General features: G+C 71.8%; 16 protein-coding genes. 10 read left to right on the top strand and 6 right to left on the bottom strand.

Going from position 1 to position 16,716, the window contains the following annotated elements; genetic code table 11:
- Window positions 1–15 precede the first annotated feature (15 nt).
- Window positions 16–669, bottom strand: coding sequence for an ATP-binding protein (locus EV186_RS10120; protein ID WP_133848981.1), 654 nt, complete (start codon window positions 667–669; stop codon window positions 16–18).
- Window positions 670–737: 68 nt separating this feature from the next.
- On the opposite strand from EV186_RS10120, the gene EV186_RS10115 reads away from it, so the two are divergent.
- From EV186_RS10115 to EV186_RS10100, 4 genes are all read left to right on the top strand, one after another.
- Window positions 738–1,571 carry a GNAT family N-acetyltransferase gene (locus EV186_RS10115; protein ID WP_133848980.1) on the top strand — a complete coding sequence of 278 codons (834 nt, stop codon included), beginning with the start codon at window positions 738–740 and terminating at the stop codon, window positions 1,569–1,571.
- 91 nt (window positions 1,572–1,662) lie between these two features.
- Window positions 1,663–2,385: a DUF6882 domain-containing protein gene (locus EV186_RS10110; protein ID WP_133848979.1), complete on the top strand. Its 723-nt coding sequence runs from the start codon at window positions 1,663–1,665 to the stop codon at window positions 2,383–2,385.
- A 31-nt stretch (window positions 2,386–2,416) separates the two neighbouring features.
- The gene (locus EV186_RS10105) at window positions 2,417–2,986 is read left to right on the top strand and encodes a TetR/AcrR family transcriptional regulator (protein ID WP_133848978.1); all 570 of its coding nucleotides are present in this window, start codon (window positions 2,417–2,419) and stop codon (window positions 2,984–2,986) included.
- A 29-nt stretch (window positions 2,987–3,015) separates the two neighbouring features.
- A complete protein-coding gene (locus EV186_RS10100; protein ID WP_133850167.1) occupies window positions 3,016–4,116 on the top strand; it encodes an SGNH/GDSL hydrolase family protein in 1,101 nt (366 codons plus the stop codon).
- On the opposite strand, the gene EV186_RS10095 is transcribed toward EV186_RS10100, so the two are convergent.
- From EV186_RS10095 to EV186_RS10085, 3 genes are read right to left on the bottom strand one after another with little or no spacing between them, the layout of a single operon-like run.
- Window positions 4,111–5,061 (bottom strand): D-2-hydroxyacid dehydrogenase family protein, encoded by a 951-nt coding sequence (locus EV186_RS10095; RefSeq protein WP_133848977.1) that lies wholly within the window; start codon window positions 5,059–5,061, stop codon window positions 4,111–4,113. The two genes, EV186_RS10100 and EV186_RS10095, sit on opposite strands and share 6 nt — an antisense overlap.
- Before the next feature lie 19 nt (window positions 5,062–5,080).
- Window positions 5,081–5,443 carry a hypothetical protein gene (locus EV186_RS10090; protein ID WP_133848976.1) on the bottom strand — a complete coding sequence of 121 codons (363 nt, stop codon included), beginning with the start codon at window positions 5,441–5,443 and terminating at the stop codon, window positions 5,081–5,083.
- Window positions 5,444–5,464: 21 nt separating this feature from the next.
- Window positions 5,465–6,595, bottom strand: coding sequence for a DUF3500 domain-containing protein (locus EV186_RS10085; RefSeq protein WP_243753952.1), 1,131 nt, complete (start codon window positions 6,593–6,595; stop codon window positions 5,465–5,467).
- Between the two features lie 167 nt (window positions 6,596–6,762).
- On the opposite strand from EV186_RS10085, the gene EV186_RS10080 reads away from it, so the two are divergent.
- The 3 genes from EV186_RS10080 to EV186_RS10070 are packed head-to-tail and all read left to right on the top strand — an operon-like array spanning window position 6,763 to window position 9,289.
- Complete coding sequence (locus tag EV186_RS10080) at window positions 6,763–7,179, top strand: STAS domain-containing protein (protein ID WP_133848975.1); 417 nt, start codon at window positions 6,763–6,765, stop codon at window positions 7,177–7,179.
- Window positions 7,179–8,864, top strand: a complete 1,686-nt coding sequence (locus tag EV186_RS10075) for a PP2C family protein-serine/threonine phosphatase (RefSeq protein ID WP_243753951.1) — start codon at window positions 7,179–7,181, stop codon at window positions 8,862–8,864. The genes EV186_RS10080 and EV186_RS10075 overlap by 1 nt, the downstream gene beginning before the upstream one ends.
- Window positions 8,861–9,289 carry an ATP-binding protein gene (locus EV186_RS10070; RefSeq protein WP_166659101.1) on the top strand — a complete coding sequence of 143 codons (429 nt, stop codon included), beginning with the start codon at window positions 8,861–8,863 and terminating at the stop codon, window positions 9,287–9,289. Before EV186_RS10075 ends, EV186_RS10070 begins: the two co-directional genes overlap by 4 nt.
- A 133-nt stretch (window positions 9,290–9,422) precedes the next feature.
- On the opposite strand, the gene EV186_RS10065 is transcribed toward EV186_RS10070, so the two are convergent.
- On the bottom strand, window positions 9,423–9,887 hold the full coding sequence (locus tag EV186_RS10065; RefSeq protein ID WP_133848973.1) for a winged helix-turn-helix transcriptional regulator: 465 nt from the start codon (window positions 9,885–9,887) through the stop codon (window positions 9,423–9,425).
- A gap of 73 nt (window positions 9,888–9,960) precedes the next feature.
- Between EV186_RS10065 and EV186_RS10060 the strand changes: the two genes are divergently transcribed.
- Window positions 9,961–10,674 (top strand): SDR family oxidoreductase, encoded by a 714-nt coding sequence (locus EV186_RS10060; RefSeq protein ID WP_133848972.1) that lies wholly within the window; start codon window positions 9,961–9,963, stop codon window positions 10,672–10,674.
- On the opposite strand, the gene EV186_RS10055 is transcribed toward EV186_RS10060, so the two are convergent.
- Window positions 10,671–13,724 carry a BTAD domain-containing putative transcriptional regulator gene (locus EV186_RS10055; RefSeq protein WP_133848971.1) on the bottom strand — a complete coding sequence of 1,018 codons (3,054 nt, stop codon included), beginning with the start codon at window positions 13,722–13,724 and terminating at the stop codon, window positions 10,671–10,673. The genes EV186_RS10060 and EV186_RS10055 overlap by 4 nt on opposite strands.
- A 236-nt stretch (window positions 13,725–13,960) precedes the next feature.
- Here EV186_RS10055 and lanKC point away from each other — a divergent pair, with 236 nt between their 5' ends.
- Together lanKC and EV186_RS10045 are read left to right on the top strand one after the other, a co-directional pair.
- The gene (gene lanKC, locus EV186_RS10050; protein ID WP_133848970.1) at window positions 13,961–16,546 is read left to right on the top strand and encodes a class III lanthionine synthetase LanKC; all 2,586 of its coding nucleotides are present in this window, start codon (window positions 13,961–13,963) and stop codon (window positions 16,544–16,546) included.
- A gap of 5 nt (window positions 16,547–16,551) precedes the next feature.
- The gene (locus EV186_RS10045; RefSeq protein WP_133848969.1) at window positions 16,552–16,680 is read left to right on the top strand and encodes a SapB/AmfS family lanthipeptide; all 129 of its coding nucleotides are present in this window, start codon (window positions 16,552–16,554) and stop codon (window positions 16,678–16,680) included.
- Window positions 16,681–16,716: the final 36 nt, after the last annotated feature.

Raw genomic sequence — 16,716 nt, 5'->3', positions numbered from 1 at the left:
TGCCGCGGGTGGCACTCAGCGTAGGTCCGTCACCTCGACCGACAGGTGCGGTGACGAAGCCGCCCACCGCGCCACGTCGTCGGCGTCCGCCTCGCCCAGTTCGCGCACGACCGCGGTCGGGCGGAAGTGGACGGTGGTTCCAGTGATCCCGCTCGTCCCGCCGATCTCGGCGGTCTCGTCGGTCTCGGTGGCGGCGAGCGGGATCAGCCCGGTCACCGGCAGGGCGTTCTCGTAGCGTTGGGTCCAGGAACCGTTGGCGCGCCGGTTGGTGTGCACCAGCCAGTCGCTCGAGGCGGCGACGACCGACATGCCGCGGCGTGGGTGGCCATCGGCCAGCACCGGCGCGTCCGGTGCGTCGAAGAACCGGAGGTCCTTCGACACCATCACCGGCTTCTTCAGCGGCTCGCCGGCGCTGTCGAGCACGGTGGCAGTACCCCGCCCGTCGTCCGACACCGCGACGGACCCGTCGGCGTGCAGGGTGATCGAGCAGCGTCCGCCGCCGTTGTCCTGCGCCTCCTCGGCCGCGTAGGCAAGAACTTCGAGGACCAGGTGCCCCACCCCACCGGGAGCGAACGACGCGGGATCCTGCCGGATGCGCTCGAGGTGGCCGACGTCCACCCCGCTCGCCCAGTCGTGGGTCGTGTTCCGCGGAAGGTTTGCCTTGTCCATCAAGCAATCCTTCCAGATCACCGTTATTCGGATGCCGCGGATGACGTCGATGCCTACCGTCGTCGGTCATGGGCACCGAGAGACGGCCGCTGTTCTGCGACCAGGCGCTGGCCGCGCGGATCGAGCGGGCCGAGGCCGACTTCATGACGCAGTGCACTGCGGCCGCGCGCGGTCGTGCCGAGGGGTTCGCGATGCCGCTCGCCGGGGGCGTCGCCACGTTCGCGGACACGGACTCGCCGTTCAACAAGGTGGCCGGGCTCGGGTTCGCCGGGGTGCCGGCCGATGCCGAGCTGGCCGAGGTCGAGGCGGCCTTCCAGGCCCACGGCTGTCCCGTCCAGGTCGAACTGGCCGCCTTGGGGGATCCCGCGATCGGTGAGTTGCTGACCGGGCGTGGTTACCGGCTGGTGTCGTTCGAGAACGTGCTCGGGCGGGCCCTGTCCGAGGCTGGTGCGGCAGCCATGCCACCGGGCATCGAAGTGCGGTCGAGTGGTGACGACGAGCTGGCGCAGTGGCTCGCCCTGGACGCCGACGCGGTCGCCCACCCGGACACCGAAGGCGTGCCCTCACACGAGGAATTCCCTTACGAGGTCGTGGAAAACTCGACCCGGGACATGGTGGCCACGGGCATCCGCCGGTACTCGGCGCTGCGCGACGGCACGCTGGCGGGTGTCGCGAGTTTCCGGGTGTCGGGGACCATCGCGCAGCTGACCGGCGCCGCGACCGCGCCGCGCCACCGCCGCCACGGCGTGCAGACCGCTCTGCTCGCCGCGCGACTGGCCGCCGCGGCCGCCGCCGGGTGCGAGCTCGCCGTGGTCACCACGCAGCCCGGGTCGAAGTCGCACCAGAACGTCCAGCGCCAAGGCTTCGACCTGCTCTACACCCGCGCGATCCTCGTCAAGTGACGAGCTTGCTCCACTTCGGACCGCGGGAATTCCGGATCGGACATCCCGAATCCGACATCACGGGGCGAACCGGTTCGCTACGGTCGCGCTCGTGGTTACCTTCACGGACTTGATGGACGACGCCGCCCTGCTGTCGTTCGAGCACCAGCTGCGGATGATGGACGTCGTGGGCCTCGCCGCGTGGTCGTTGGACCTCGACGAGCCGCGGTTCGACCTGATCGGTGACGAGCGGACGCTGACCACCGGCGACGTCCAGCTGCTGGGCACCGCCGCGCCCGGCCCGCAGTCGTGGCTGTGGTCGTGGGCGAATCCGGGCACCTACCGGCCCGACGTGCTGGCGGTCGCGTTGCGGGCCCGTGAATTCGGCGAGAAGCACGGCGTCGCCGAGCTGGCCGAACCGGAGGTGCCGTTCGCGTCGCTGCCCGGCTCGCCGACCGAGCCCGCGGTCGTCGCGTCGTACATGATGGAGGCGGCCAAGGCCGCGACCGGCTGGTACACCGGCTACCAGGGCCCGGTCGGCGATGCGGGCACCCGGATCGGCCTGCTGCTGCGCCACCCCGAACTCAGCCTGCCCGCGCCTGAGGGCCCGCGGGTCAGCCGCGTCCTGCAACAAGGCCTCACGGAGCTGCGCTTCGGCGACCAACGGCGGGGCGTGCACGCCTATGGCCGGCGTCGCGACGGCCTCGAGGTCATGCATTCGGGCGACGTCACGAGGATCACCGGCCCGGACTCGCTCACCATCGACCTCCGCTTCGACGACCTGAACCGCTTCACGGCCATGAGTGCTCACCTGGGCGGATCCAAAACTCCATAGGAAGAATCCTAATGGGTGTAGGCTCGACGGCATGGTCCGAACTCGCCTCACCCCCGACGCCGTGATCGCTGCCGCGGCCGCGCTCGCCGATGACGACGGCCTGGCCGCGGTCACGCTGTCGGCGCTGGCCCGGCGCCTGGGCGTGCAGACACCCAGCCTGTACACCCACGTCCGCGACCACGACGCGGTGCTGGACGGCATCACCGCCCTCGCGCTCACCGAGCTGGCCGGGCGCGTCTCGGCGGCGATCGCCGGGCGCGCGGGCGGCGCCGCGCTCGAGGCCTTCGCCGCGGCGCACCGGGCGTACGCGCGCGAGTCGCCCGGGCGCTGGCAGGCCTTGCAGCGGCGCGCGGGGGCGGCGGCGGTGCGCTCACCCGGCGCCCGCGAGCTGGTCGAGCTGACCGGCGCGGTGCTGCGGGGTTACCCGGTGCCCGAGGCCGACCACGTGCACGCGATCCGGCTGCTGGGCAGCGCCATCAACGGTTTCCTCGCCCTGGAACGGATCGGCAGCTTCGACCACAGCCAACCCGAGCCCGAGGTCTCGTGGGACAAGATGGTCGCCGTCCTCGACGCCACGCTCCGGTCCTGGCCCGCGTCGTGATCACCACGCCGATCACCACTCCGATCACGATGCCGCTCGTGCACGGCGGCGCCGAGCTGGAACAGACCGCCCGTGGCGTGCGGCCGCACCGGCTGCCTGCCTGGGTTCGCGACCGGTTCCCGGACCCGCAACTACTTGCCGCCGAAAGCCGGCCCGCCGGGGTCCGGCTGACCATGACGACCGGGGCACGCGAGCTCGTGCTCGCGTTGCACGCGACACGCATGGGCTACCGGGGTGCGCACCGGCCACGGGGTGCCGTCGACCTCGTGCTCGACGGCGAGCTCGTGGCGAGCGCGGAGCTCGACGGTGGCGACCTGATCGAGCTCGACCCGGTGGCGGGCGCGACCGAGTTCCACCCCGCCGCCACCCGGTCGGTCACGTTCGCCGACCTGCCCGGCGGGCTCAAGCGTGTCGAACTCTGGTTGCCGCACAACGAATCCGTCGAGCTGGTCGAGCTGCGCACCGACGAGCCGGTCGAGCCCACCGGGCCACGCGGGCGCCGGTGGGTGCACCACGGCAGCTCGATCAGCCAGGGCTCGAACGCGAGCTCACCGGCGCGCACCTGGGCCGCGATCGCCGCCCGGCGCGGCGGGGTCGAGCTGCACAACCTCGGCTTCGGCGGCAGCGCGATGGTCGATCCGTTCGTCGCCCGGGTGATCCGCGACGCGCCGGCCGACCTCATCAGCCTGAAGTTCGGCATCAACGTGGTGAACCTCGACGCGATGCGCCTGCGCACCTTCGTGCCGGCGGTGCACGGCTTCCTCGACACGATCCGCGACGGGCACCCGGACACGCCGATCCTGTTGCTGTCGCCCATCTTCTGCGCGATCCACGAGGACACTCCCGGCCCGGGCGCGATCGACACCGACGCCATCGCAGCGGGGGAGGTCCGGTTCACGGCCACCGGCGATCCCGGCGACACGCGCCTTGGGCGGCTGACCTTGCGGGTGGTGCGCGAGGCGCTGGAATCGGTGGCCGCGAACCGCGCGGACGACGAGAACCTGCGCTACCTGAGCGGCATCGAGCTCTACGGCGAGGCCGACCACGCGCTGCCGGACGGCTTGCACCCGGACACCGAGGCGCACCGGCTCATCGGCGAGCGCTTCGCCCGCCACGTGTTCGGCCTATAGCGTCCGGATCGGTTGCCCGGCAAGGAAAGCGGCGATGTCTTCGACGATCTGGCCGAAGTACGTCGTGTAGTTGCCGCGGGTGACGTAGCCGAGGTGCGGGGTGGCCAGCACGTTCGGCAGCGTCCGGAACGGGTGGTCGGCGGGCAGCGGCTCGGTGTCGAACACGTCGAGCCCGGCGCCGGCGATCCGCTCGTCGCGCAGCGCGGCGATCAAGGCGTCCTGGTCGACGACGCCGGCGCGGGAGGTGTTGATCAGCAACGCGGACCGCTTCATCCGGCCGAGCACGTCCGCGCCGACGAGGCCGCGGGTCGAGCCGGCCAGCACGAGGTGGATCGACAGGACGTCGCTCACCTCGGCCAGCTCGTGCAGCGAGCCGGCGAGGCGGGCGCCCACGGTGCGGTCCTCCGTGAGGTTCGGGCTCCACGCGACGACGTCCATGTCGAACCCGCGGCCCACCGCGGCGACCTTCTGGCCGATCTTGCCGTAGCCCAGCAGCCCGAGCGTGCGGCCCGCGAGGTCGGTGCCGACGGTGCGCTGCCACGGTCCGTTCGCGCGCATCCCGGCGTTCTCGGTGACCAGGTGACGCGCCAGCCCGAGGATCAACGCCCAGGTCAGCTCGCCTGGCGCGGTCGACGTGCTGGCGGTGCCGCACACCGTGACGCCTTGCCGTTGGGCAGCGACCAGGTCGACCGACCCGTTGCGCATCCCGCTGGTCACCAGCAGTTCCAGCTTGGGCAACCGCGCGAGCAGGGACGCGGGGAACGGCGTGCGCTCGCGCATGATCACGACGATCTCGGCGTCGGCGAGGGCGTCCGCTACCGCGTCCTCGCCCTCCAGGTGCCGATCGAACACGACGAGCTCGACGTCATCACCCAGCACCGACCAGTCGGCGCTGCTCAACGCGACGCCCTGGTAGTCGTCCAGTACCACGCACTTCTTCGCCACAGACCCCACCCTATGGCGGTCAGCGCAGTGGCCCACTGCGGCTGTTGTCGAGGTACTGCAGGAGTTCGTGCGCGGCCAGCTCGACTTCCTTGTGGCCCCACTCGGCCGCGCGGTAGTGGCACGAGATCAGGCCCATCCGGTGCAACCGGCGGAAGTCGCCGAAGACGAACGCGTAGCGCGCCTTGGTGTCCTCGGCCGCGCCGTCGGTCAGCGCCAGGTGCCAGGCGCCGTATTCGGCCCAGTCGTGGCGTTCGAGGAAGTCGTTCTGCTGGTCGGCACTCGGCTGCACGTCGCTCCAGCGGCTGGCGAGCACGTACTGCTTGGCGTCGATGAGCGAGCGGGCGTGCGCCACGCCGTCGGGGTTCACGCGGTAGGTGTTCATGGGGTGCCCATCTTCCCCCGCTCAGTGGTGCGCCGCCCGGTGTCGCGCCAGCACGTCCAGTCCGAAGTCGGCCTGCGGGTCGCGCCACACGGAGTGGGCGTGGTTGGCGTCGCGCTGGGTGTTGTCCCATTCGACGAGCAGCCGCGGCCCTTGCACCCGGTAGTAGTGCGGCTCGCCTGGCGTGAGCGATCCGCACCAGGCGACATGCACGCCGTCGAGCGCTTCGTCGTCGTAGGTGGTTAGGGGAGAGGCGCTGTCCGGCACCCGGTCGAAGTAGGTCGCCAGCAAGGCGCGCAGCAACTCCCGTTGGCCCGCGTCGAGGTCGCTGCCGGGCACGCCCTTCGGCGCCGAGGTGTACTCGACGACCCGGTGGTCGCCGTCGGTGAACCCGGCCGCCTCGTCGATGGCGTCGCTCGCGGCCTGCAGCCTGGCCTGCTCGGCGTCGTCGCGGAACCGCCCGCGCCAGATGCCGGCCAGCGGGATCACCCGGTCACCGTCGGACACCGTCGTGCGGTTGGCGGTGACGAGGTCGGACGGCGCCTTCGCCAGCAGCACCGCCCGGCGCGCGAGCTCGGCCGGCAGGGAGCGCACCAGCTCGCGGGCGAGGTCCTCGACCCGCGCGAGCGGCCGGAGCACGGCCCCGCCGAGCAGCGGCGAGACGGCTGGGTCGGCGCCCATGAAGCACGGGGTGGTCGAGACGAGTGCGCCGTCGACGACGAGGTTGTTGAGCGAGACGTGGTGGCCGCCGAACCGCCAGCCCCACGCGCCGTCGTCGCCGGGCTCGCCGAACACCCGCAGGTAGTACAACCCGGGGTCCCGGCCGCGCTCCCGGTCGAAGCGGGCGACGAAACCCTCGGTCCGGTCGAGGACGTTCTCCAGGCCCATCGTGGTGGTGACCGTGACGTAACCCGCCTCGGACAACCCGGTCGCGACCAGCCGCATCGCGGCCCGCTGCTGGGCCGGTCGCTGCTGGTGCATCGTGAGGCCACCGTGGTCGGTCGGCGTGTAGAACCACCGCCGCCGCTCGGCGTCCCCGGCGTCGTCGGCAGGCATCGGCCCTTGGCCGATGGCCCGCTGCTCGTCGCTCAGCAGGTCGAGCCAGGCACGGGCCGCCTCGACCATCGCGGCGGCGGTCTCACGGCGCGTCGTCACACGCCCCAGCGTCGCCGACCGACCCGGTCCCGTCCACACCTGCGTGCTTTCCCGATGACCGCCGCGACACGCCGCCGTTGCGTTGATCCCCACCCGGCTGGGTGGTGGTAGCGCGCGGCGGGTCGTTGGCGACCTGTCAGGCAGGCACTATGGGAAGCGTGGCCGGCATGGACGCAGGGACGGGCGATGACAGCGACACCGTGGCGAAGGAGCCCGGGGCGACCGAGCCAGGGGAGACCGAAATCGCGACCGAGACCGGGACGATCGCGCTCGAGCGCCAGGACGACCGCGTGGTGGTGCGGGTGACCGGCGCGCTCGACCTCGCGCTCGCGCCCAGGCTGCAGCAGTTCGTCGACCGCGCGGCGCGGCTGCACCCGGCCCTGCTCGTGCTGGACCTGACCGAAGTGGACTTCCTGGCCTCCGCCGGGATGGCGGTGCTGGTGAAGGCGAACCGGAACCAGGTGGCACCGACGCAGATGCGGGTCGTCGCGGCCGATCGGGTGGTGCTGCGGCCGTTGCAGATGACCCGGCTGACCGACGAACTCGCCGTGTACCCGACCCTGGCCGAAGCGTTCGCCGGCTGATGGCGACCGAGACCCCGGCCGCCATCATGGATGCGCTGGTGGCCGCGCTCACCGACGAGCACGGCATCGCATTGGCGCACGAGGTGTGCGTGTACACCGGACAAGTCGACGGCGAGCTGACCCCGTCGGGCACCGGCGTCGTGGACCCGGCGCGGCTGGGCCGGCTCGTGACCGCCCGGTGGGCCGAGTTGACCGGCGTGCGGCACGACGTGCTGGTGGTGGACGGTGACGAGCTGCGGCCCGGCGCCGGTGGCCACGCGCTGGTCCTGTCCACGTGCACGGCGGCGGGCGCTGTGCTCTGCGTCGTGGCGCTCGGCGGTGCCGACCTGGCCGCGCACGGGGCGGCGCTCCTGGCGCCGGTGCTCGCCGGGATCCGGCTGTGGGATCAGGTGGTCGGCACGGAGGCTCGCGCGCTGGCCGAGACCGTGCGCGAATTGCGTGCCGAGGCGGGCCTGGTCGACACGCTGCACGCGGTGGGCGCGCGCCTGACCGCCCAGCTCGACATCGACCGCGTGGTCCAGGATGCCACCGACGCCGCCACCGCCGCGACGGGTGCGGCGTTCGGCGCCTTCTTCTACAACCTCATCGACCAGTACGGCGAGTCGTACACCCTCTACACGCTCTCCGGCGTGCCCCGCGAGGCGTTCTCCCGGTTCCCGATGCCACGCAACACCGCCGTGTTCGCGCCGACCTTCGACGGCGTCGGCACGGTGCGCAGCGACGACATCGTCGCCGACCCCCGGTTCGGCCGGAACGCGCCGTACCACGGGATGCCCGAAGGCCACCTCCCCGTGCGCAGCTACCTCGCGGTGCCGGCGATCAGCGCGACGTCCGGCGAGGTGCTCGGCGGGTTCTTCTTCGGCCACCCCGAACACGGCCGGTTCACCGAGCGGCACCAGTTCTTCGCCGAGGGGATCGCGGGCTACGCGGCGATCGCGCTGGACAACGCGCGGCTCTTCGAGCGCGAACGCAACCTCGCCAGCGAGCTCGCGCGCAGCATGCTGCCCGTCGTGCCGGACCTCCCGCACCTGCGGATCGTCACCCGCTACCGGCCGGCCGCGACCGGGATCAAGGTCGGCGGCGACTGGTTCGACGTGATCGCGCTGCCGGGCGGTCGCACCGCGTTCGTCATCGGCGACGCGGTCGGGCACGGGGTGACCGCCGCCGCGGTGATGGGGCAGGCGCGCACCGCGATCCGGTCGTACGCCCAGCTGGACCTGGCGCCGTCGGCGCTGCTGCGCAACGTGTCCCAGTTGATCGGCAGCGTCTCGGCGACAGGCACCTTCGTCACCTGCTTCTACGCCGTGCACGACCCGGTCGACGACTGCTTGACCTACGCCAATGCGGGCCACTTACCCGCCGTGCTGGTGCACACTGACGGCACACAGGAACAGATCGGGGAGGCGATGGCGCAGCCGCTGGGCGTCGGCGAGGAGTTCCCGCAGCGGCAGGCGGCGTTCCCGCCGGGCGCGGACGTCGTGCTGTACACCGACGGGCTCGTCGAGAGCCGCACCCGCGACCTGGACGAGGGGATAAGGAACCTCTTGTCCGGGCTCGAGACCGTGCGCACCGCCGACGACACCGCGGCCGCGTGCGATTCGCTCATCGCGCAGCTCACCGGCGGTCAGCACGACGACGACATCGCGCTCATCCACGTGCACCACCAGGATGGCGGCGCCTCGTGACGACCAAACGGTCCGAGGAGGACGTCACCAGTACGCCGGAGGAGTTGCACTGCCGCGTCGAAGCCGACGCCAACCGGCTCGCCGCGGTGCGCAAGGCGCTCAGCGGCTGGGCCGAGGACCTCGGCATGACCCGTGAACAGCGGTCCGACCTCGTCCTCGCCGCGTACGAAGCCCTGGCCAACGCCGCCGAGCACGCCTACGTCGGGCGCACCGACGGCGTGATCGACCTGTCGGCGCGCTGCACGCAGGGCACGATCACCATCGTGGTCACCGACTACGGCACCTGGCGAGCGCCGCAGCCCAGCGACGGGCTGCGTGGCCGTGGCCTGCTGCTGATCAACGCCCTGACCCGGCACCACCAGGTCACCCACGGCGACAACGGAACCACCGTCACCATGACCTGGCCGACACCGGGCTCTGGCTGAACAGTTCTGCCCATGAGCCCCGTCCACGGTGTCCGTCCACAGTGGATTGAGCGGTTGGCCTGACTGGAGGCAGTGCGGCACGCCCCGACTGCTCGAAGAACCTTTCTCGACGGTGTACCCGACAGCGAGCGCGTCAGTCGCCGCTGGGGTAGGCGGCGGTGCGGACGAACGCGGCCTCGTCCTTGTCGACCACGTGGCCTTGGTCGTCGGCGAAGACGACGTTCAAGGGTGCGCCGGTGGTCGCGTCGACGCGGTGGATGCTCGGGCCTTCCGGGCGGGCCAGGTGGTTGTCGCCCCATTGCTGCAACGCGCCGAGCACGACCTTCAGGTCGGTGCCCGCGGGGGTCAGCAAGTAGGCGTCCCGGGCGCGCTGGCCGGGCTCCTGGTAGCGCTCCTTGGTCAGGATCCCGTAGTCGACGAGGGTCGCCAGCCGCGCGCTGAGCACGTCCGACGCGATGCCCAGGTTCTCGCGGAACTCCCCGAACTTGGTCACGCCCGAGAAAGCCTCACGCAGCACGAGGAAGCTCCACCGGTCGTTCAGCGCGGCCAGCGTGCGGGCGATGGCGCAGGTGCTCTGCGCCGGCGAGGTGTTCCTCATCTCTTCATCCTACCTCTGACTTGCCATATCCAATCCAGCTGCTAGGTTGGAATTACCAACTCAGGAGGCAGTCATGGAGTTCACAGGGGTCAAGGCCCTGGTCACCGGCGCGAACCGCGGGCTGGGCAAGCAGTTCGTCGACGGCCTGCTGGCGCGCGGCGCCGAGGTCTACGCGGCGGCGCGCAACCCGGCGACGATCGAGCGCCGCCCCGGCGTCACCCCGCTCCGGCTGGACCTCACCGATCCAGCCTCGGTCGAGGAAGCGGTCGAGCAGGCCGGTGACATCACGCTCCTGATCAACAACGCGGGGGTGGCCGGCGGGACATCGCTGCTCACCGGCGACCTCACGGCCGCCCACGCCGACTTCGACACCAACTTCTGGGGCACGCTGCGGGTCACGCGCGCGTTCGCCGGCCCCATCGAGGGCAACGGCGGCGGCACGATCCTGAACGTGCTGTCGGTCCTGTCCTGGGTGAGCCTGCCGGGCTCCGGTGCCTACAGCGCGAGCAAGGCGGCGGCCTGGTCGATGACCAACGCGCTGCGCGTCGAGCTGGCCGAGAAGAAGATCTCCGTGGCCGCCCTGCACGTCGGCTACATGGACACCGACATGGCCGCCCACATCGATCCGTCCGGCCAGACCGACCCGGCGCTCGTCGCGGGCCTGGCCCTGGACGGGATCGCGGCCGGCGAACACGAGATCATCGCCGACGAGCTCAGCAGGCAGGTCCAGGGCGGTCTCTCCGGTGGCGTTGCCGCGCTGTACCCGCAACTGTCCTCAGTGGACTAGCCGCGGCCCCGGGTCGCGGGCATCGGCCGGGGCTCGATCCCCATTTCCGCCATGTGCCGCCGGTAGATCTCGTGCCGGCGGTGCGCCTCCCCGATCCGCCCGGCCGCCAGCAGCACGGTGACCAGGTTCAGGTGCGCCTGCTCGTCGTAGGGGTCGTCCTCGAGCAGGCGCAAGGTGTGCCGGACCACTTCGTCGATGTCGCCGCGGGCCTGCCGGTGGTCGATCAACGCACGCAGCACGGCCTGGTGCAACGCGCGCAGTTCCTCGGTCACGTGCTGCGCCCAGTCGGCGTACGGGTCGTCTTCGAGGAAGTCTCCGGTGTACATGCTCGCGGCCGTGCACAGGCGGTCGACGGCGTCCGGGTGGTTGGAGCGGTGTGCGTCCAACGCCCGCGTCGCCACCTTGCGGAACTCCTCCACGTCGACGCTCACCAGCGCCGAGTCGAGCCAGACCGCGGTGCCGTCGGTGGCCAGCGGCTGCGGACCGCCCTCGACCGGCTGCAGCACATCGCGCACGGTGCTGAGCAACACCGACAGGCGGTTGCCGGACTTGGTGGGATCGACGTCGGGCCAGAGGTGTTCCATCAACTGGTCCCGGGGCACGGGGCGGCCTCGGGACACCAGGATCTTCAGCAGGTCGCGTGCCTTGCGCGACTGCCACGCGGTGCGCGGCACGGCGGCGCCGTTGCGGATCACCCGGAAGACGCCAAGAGCGTGCACCGCGACCGTGCGTGGCGCCTCGGTCAGCGCGGCGAGCGAGCCGGCGCCGCGGCGCACGGCCGGGTCGAGGCCGCACGCCCGCAGGGTCGCCGCGGCCTCGTCGGCCGACAGACCCGGCACCGTCACGCCGACGCTCGCCGCGACCAGGCCGGCCGCCGCGCCTTCTGGGCGGCACCCGGTCTCCCGCCAGATCTCGATGGCCTCGCGGAGCATGCCCGAGTCGGTGGCCGGGTCCGGCGCCGCGAGCACCGTCAGGCTGACCGCCTCGGCCAGACCGGTCTGGTCGTGGCGCTGGCGGGCCTGCGCGGCCGCCTGGGCCGCATCGGCCGCGGCGCCTTCGCGGTCACCGTCAAGCAAGGCGACCCAGCCGCGGGCCAGGTGGGCCGGCACCATCCGCAGCGGCTCGCCGAGGCCGACCGCGCGGTCGGCGTACGCGCGGGCCACCGCCGGGTCGTCGGCGGCCCGGATGCGCGCGAGCCCGATCAACGCCGCCCCGAGGCCGAGCACCTCGTGTCCCGGCTCGGCCAGCTCGAGTGCTTCCTCGTAGGCCAGGCGCGCCCGCACGAGCTGCCCGCGCGAGCGGTGCAGGTCGCCGAGCCCGCACAGGGGCCACGCCAGGAACCGCGAACCCAGGTCTTCGAACGTCTCCGCCGCCGCGGTGAGGTCGGCCCGCGCTCGATCCAGCGCGCCGAGCCGCAGCTGGGCCCGGCCGCGCAGGGTCAGCGCAAGCGCGATGAGGAACGGGGTCTCGAGCCGCTCGGCCAACCGCAGGACGGCGTCCGCCTCGGCCTTGGCCGGCCCGGGCGCGCCCTGTTCGAGCAGCGCGCTCGCCTGGCACGCGCGCAGCCAGCCCACGGCCAGCCGGTTGCCCGCCTGCTCGGCGGCGGCCACGGCGGCGGCGCCGTGCGCGTCGGCCGCACGCCGGTTCGCCTCCACGGTGCACTGCATCGCCTGCACGTGTCGCACCATCATCTCGGCGGTTTCGGCCGCCTGCTCCGGGCACTGCTCGCGGAGCCGCAGCACCCGGTCGACGGTCAGCTTCAGCCCGTGCGCGTCGCCGGTCGAGCGGTGCGCGCACGCGGCGAAGTACAGCGTCCGCAGCTGCGCAAGGGAGCTCGCGGCGTCTGTGACGTCTCCGGCGTCGAACCGGACGCGCTCGACGAGCCCGAGCAGCTCGTGCAACTCGCCCTTGGCGAACGCGAGCGCGCACATCCGCCAGCCCAGCTCGGCGCTGAGCTCGGTCTGCTCGCCGGCGGCCCGGCGCAACCGGTCCTCGGCGGCACGCATCTCGCCGCGGACCTGCAACGCGGTGCCGAGGATCTGGTGCAGCCGTGCATCTTCGGGCGGGCTTTCGGGCAGCGCCAGCGCTTCGAGCACCGCTTCCGCGTGTCCGCCGGTCACCAGCTCGTCGCCGTGCTCGGCCAGCAGCTCGGCACAGGCGTGGTGATCACCGGCGGCGATCAGGCGCCGCAGGGCGCGGTGCAGCCGGGTACGGCTCGGCACCGTCAGCACCTCGTCGCGCTCGAAGTACCGGGCCAGCGGCGGCAGCAACTGCCAGTGCGGCACCGCACCGGCCTTCGGCCAGAGCAGGCCACGCCTGGCCACCCCGTCCAGGGGCACGTCGCCTTCCTCGCCGTTGGCCAGCTGGCGGAGCAACTCCTGGGTGTCGGGGTCTTCCTGGCCGACGACCTGCGTGGCCAGGTAGCGGTGGAACGTCGTGCCAGGCCGGGTGAGCCCGGCCAGCACGGCGAGCCGTCGTTCGGGTTCGACGCCCTGCAACAGGTCCAGCGCGTGCCGCACGGCCACGGGCCAGCCGCCCGTCGCGGCCCAGAGCCGGGCCGCGATCGCCGGCGGGTCCTGCCCGATCGTGGTACGCAATAGGTCTACGACAGCGGCCAGGTCCAGGGCCAGCTCCGGAGCGCCGACCTCACCAAGGAAACCCTTGCGCTGCAAGGCATCCTTGGCGAAGGGTAAGTCCACGCGGGACACGAGGACGATGCGCAGCCCGGCGGGCGGGCGCAGGCACAGGTCCTCCAGGTAGCGGGCGCTCGGCGTGCCCGGCCGGACGTGGTGCAGGTCGTCCACCACCAACACGACGTCATCGACGTCATTTCCCTGAGCGCCGACGGCCGGGACTTCCGAGGACAACCAGTCCGCGGAATCGGCATCCGCTTCGGGAGCCGTCACCCAAATGGCGCGCCACGCGCGGGCCCACAATGCGACCGCCGTCGTTTTCCCCCAGCCGGCGACGGCGGTCACCGCGAGTATCCGGTGCCGCGTCGTGGCCTCGATGAGCGCGTCGGTGGAGCTGTGGGTACACCGCATGCCCATGAGTGCGTCCTCCGTCAAGCGGGTGCCCGACCCGCAAGGCCAGTCGGCCGCGCAAAATGATCTGTTACCACCCGAGAACGATATTCCCCCAAACGGCGGCCCGTCCCACGAATGGAGCAGCCTGGCCCGATTAATTCGTCTTGACCTGGCCTTAAGGCAACGCTAAGGCTGCTGGAACACCCGCTTCCTAACGTTCCGAGCGACCACGAAACTGCGGCGCGAACAGGCGGAACCGGATGACGGTGAACGACGAGGCGGGCTACGAGGTCTACTGCCTCGCCGATCGGCTGTTCTACGACAAGCCGACCCGGCATCCCAGTGAAGACACCGATTTCCCGGTGACGGGGCGCACGGTTCCGCACGGTTGGGCGCATGAGCCGAGCGATACTTGGATGTACTACGCACCCAGTGACGCGGTGGTGCCGACACAGGGGTGGAAGATCCACGTTTCGTCCTGCCTCGCCGACGCCGAGCGGGTGCTCGAGACGGTCTGGGACTTCTGCGTGGCACGTGGTTTACCGTTCAAATACCTACGCAGCCGAAATGTCGCCGTGATGTTCAACGCGAAATCGGCGTTCCGCGGCTCGAGTGGCAAGCTGGCCACTATTTATCCACTTTCCGACGAGCGCTTCGAGGCCGTGCTGGCGGAACTGGACGCGCTGCTCCGCGGGGTTGTCGGGCCCTACATCCTCAGCGACCTGCGCTACGGCGACGGCCCGTTGTACGTGCGGTACGGCGGCTTCACCGAACGGTTCTGCGTGGCGGGCAACGGCGAGCGTGTGCTCGCCATCGAAGACGCCGACGGCACGCTCGTGCCCGACGTGCGCGGCCCGACCTTCGCGCTGCCGCCGTGGATCCCGCTGCCCGCCTTCCTCGAGCCGCACCTGGCGGCGCGCGCGGCGGTCACCACGACGGACCTGCCGTACACCATCGAGAGCGCCATGCAGTTCTCCAACGGCGGTGGCGTCTACCTCGGCCGGGACAACCGCAGCGGCGAGCGGGTCGTGCTCAAGGAAGGCAGACCGCACGCGGGTCTCGACGTGGCCGGGCGTGACGCCGTGACCCGCATCGGGCACGAGTACGACGTCCTGACCCGCCTTGCCGGGCTCGACGTCGTGCCCGCGGTGCTCGACCGCTTCGAACTGGGGGAGCACCACTTCCTCGTCGAGGAGTTCGTCGACGGCAACCCGCTGCAGCGCCTGCTGGTGCACCGCTACCCGTTGACCCACCCCGATCCGAGCCCGGAGGAGCTGGCCGAGTACGTCGACTGGGCGCTGGGCATGCTGGGCAAGGTCGCCTCGGCGGTCGACGCGCTGCACGGGCGCGGCGTCGTCTTCAACGACCTGCACCCGGAGAACATCCTGGTCACCGCCGAGGGCCGGCTGGCACTGATCGACTTCGAGGTGGCCACGCTCGTCGAGGACCACGCCCGCTCGACGCTGGCCCACCCGGCGTTCACCGCGCCGGCCGACCGGCTCGGCGTCGACGTGGACCGGTACGCGCTGGCCTGCATGTACCTCGGCATGTTCGCGCCGCAGGCCACCATCACGGCGCCGTTCGACCCCGGCAAGGCCCGGCAGATCGCCGAATACGCCGCCGAGGTCTTCCCGTTGCCGCCCGGTGCGCTGGACGAGGCCGTGCGCACCATCGAAGGCGACGCGCCGGCCAAGCCGAGCCGGATGGCCGAACTACCCCTGCCCGGCGTGTCCACCTGGGACGACGTGCGTGCCGCGCTGCGAACCTCGATCCTCGCCGCGGCCACGCCCGACCGCGACGACCGCCTGTTCCCCGGCGACGTCGCGCAGTTCCTGCCCGGTGGCGGCATCGGCATCGCGCACGGCGCGTCCGGTGTGCTGTACGCCCTTGCCGCCACCGGTGCGGGCCGCTTCCCCGAACACGAGGACTGGCTGCGCAAACACGCGCTGGCCCCGGCCGACAACACCCCCGCCGGCTTCTACAACGGCCTGCACGGCGTGGCCTACGTGCTCGCCGAGCTGGGGCACCACCAGGACGCGCTGCAGCTGGTCGAGCGCTGCCTGGCCATGCCGGTGGACGCCACCGAGCTCGGCCTGCACAACGGGCTGGCCGGCATGGGGCTGAACCTGCTGCACTTCCGCGACGACGTGGGGATCGAGCCCGCCATGCGCGCGGTCGACCAGGTCGCCGACCGGCTCGGCGGTGTGACCGACATGCCGGAGATCAGCGGTGGCGACCACCCGAGGGCCGGGTTGATGTTCGGCTCGTCGGGACCGGCGCTGCTCTTCCTGCACGCCTACGAGCAGACCGGCGACTCGAACCTGCTCGACCGCGCGGAGGTGGCGCTGCGCCAGGACCTCCGCCGGTGCATGCGCCCCGAGGACGGCACGCTGCAGGTCGACCAGGGCTGGCGCACGCTGCCGTACCTGGACGAGGGCTCGGTCGGCATCGCCTTGGTCCTGGCCCGGTACCTGGCCCACCGCGCCGACGACGAGCTGGCCGAGGCGCTGACCCGGTTGCGTGGGGTGACCCGCAGCTCGTACTTCGTGCAGTCCGGCCTCTACACCGGCCGGGCCGGGATGCTGCTGTGCGCCGAACCTTCCGCCGTGGACATGTTGGTGCGCGGGCTGTGCTGGCACGCGGTGCCCTATGGCGACGGCCTGGCGTTCCCGGGAAACCAGCTGCTGCGCCTGTCCATGGACTTCGCGACCGGAACCGCGGGCGTGCTGTTCGCGCTCGGCGCGGTGCTGCACGACGAACCCGTGCGGCTGCCGTTCCTGGCGGACCCCAAGAACCCGGATGCCCCAAGGCATTCGTTCAGTGACGACCACTCGAAGGAGGTGTAACACACATGGCACTTCTCGACCTGCAGGGTCTGGAGGCTCCTGGCGGCAAGGGCGGCGGTGGCGGCTCCACGCTGACTGTTCTGGGCTGCGCGTCCCAGACGCCGAGCAACATCAGCCTGGCGCTCTGCCACTGAGGCTGATCACGTTCCAGGGTCCTGGGCGGTCCTCGC

Source organism: Labedaea rhizosphaerae, assembly GCF_004362825.1.
In the GTDB taxonomy this organism is placed as follows: Bacteria; Actinomycetota; Actinomycetes; order Mycobacteriales; family Pseudonocardiaceae; genus Labedaea; species Labedaea rhizosphaerae.
Note: the sequence above shows the minus strand (reverse complement) of the source record. Positions and strands in the feature narration are given on the sequence as shown.

Bases quoted from the DNA above. Each gene is read 5' to 3' on its own strand.
- EV186_RS10120 (WP_133848981.1), bottom strand. From the start codon at position 669: ATGGACAAGGCAAACCTTCCGCGGAACACGACCCACGACTGGGCGAGC.
- EV186_RS10115 (WP_133848980.1), top strand. From the start codon at position 738: ATGGGCACCGAGAGACGGCCGCTGTTCTGCGACCAGGCGCTGGCCGCG.
- EV186_RS10105 (WP_133848978.1), top strand. From the start codon at position 2,417: ATGGTCCGAACTCGCCTCACCCCCGACGCCGTGATCGCTGCCGCGGCC.
- EV186_RS10100 (WP_133850167.1), top strand. From the start codon at position 3,016: ATGCCGCTCGTGCACGGCGGCGCCGAGCTGGAACAGACCGCCCGTGGC.
- EV186_RS10090 (WP_133848976.1), bottom strand. From the start codon at position 5,443: ATGAACACCTACCGCGTGAACCCCGACGGCGTGGCGCACGCCCGCTCG.
- EV186_RS10080 (WP_133848975.1), top strand. From the start codon at position 6,763: ATGGACGCAGGGACGGGCGATGACAGCGACACCGTGGCGAAGGAGCCC.
- EV186_RS10075 (WP_243753951.1), top strand. From the start codon at position 7,179: ATGGCGACCGAGACCCCGGCCGCCATCATGGATGCGCTGGTGGCCGCG.
- EV186_RS10065 (WP_133848973.1), bottom strand. From the start codon at position 9,887: ATGAGGAACACCTCGCCGGCGCAGAGCACCTGCGCCATCGCCCGCACG.
- EV186_RS10060 (WP_133848972.1), top strand. From the start codon at position 9,961: ATGGAGTTCACAGGGGTCAAGGCCCTGGTCACCGGCGCGAACCGCGGG.
- EV186_RS10055 (WP_133848971.1), bottom strand. From the start codon at position 13,724: ATGGGCATGCGGTGTACCCACAGCTCCACCGACGCGCTCATCGAGGCC.
- lanKC (WP_133848970.1), top strand. From the start codon at position 13,961: ATGACGGTGAACGACGAGGCGGGCTACGAGGTCTACTGCCTCGCCGAT.
- EV186_RS10045 (WP_133848969.1), top strand. From the start codon at position 16,552: ATGGCACTTCTCGACCTGCAGGGTCTGGAGGCTCCTGGCGGCAAGGGC.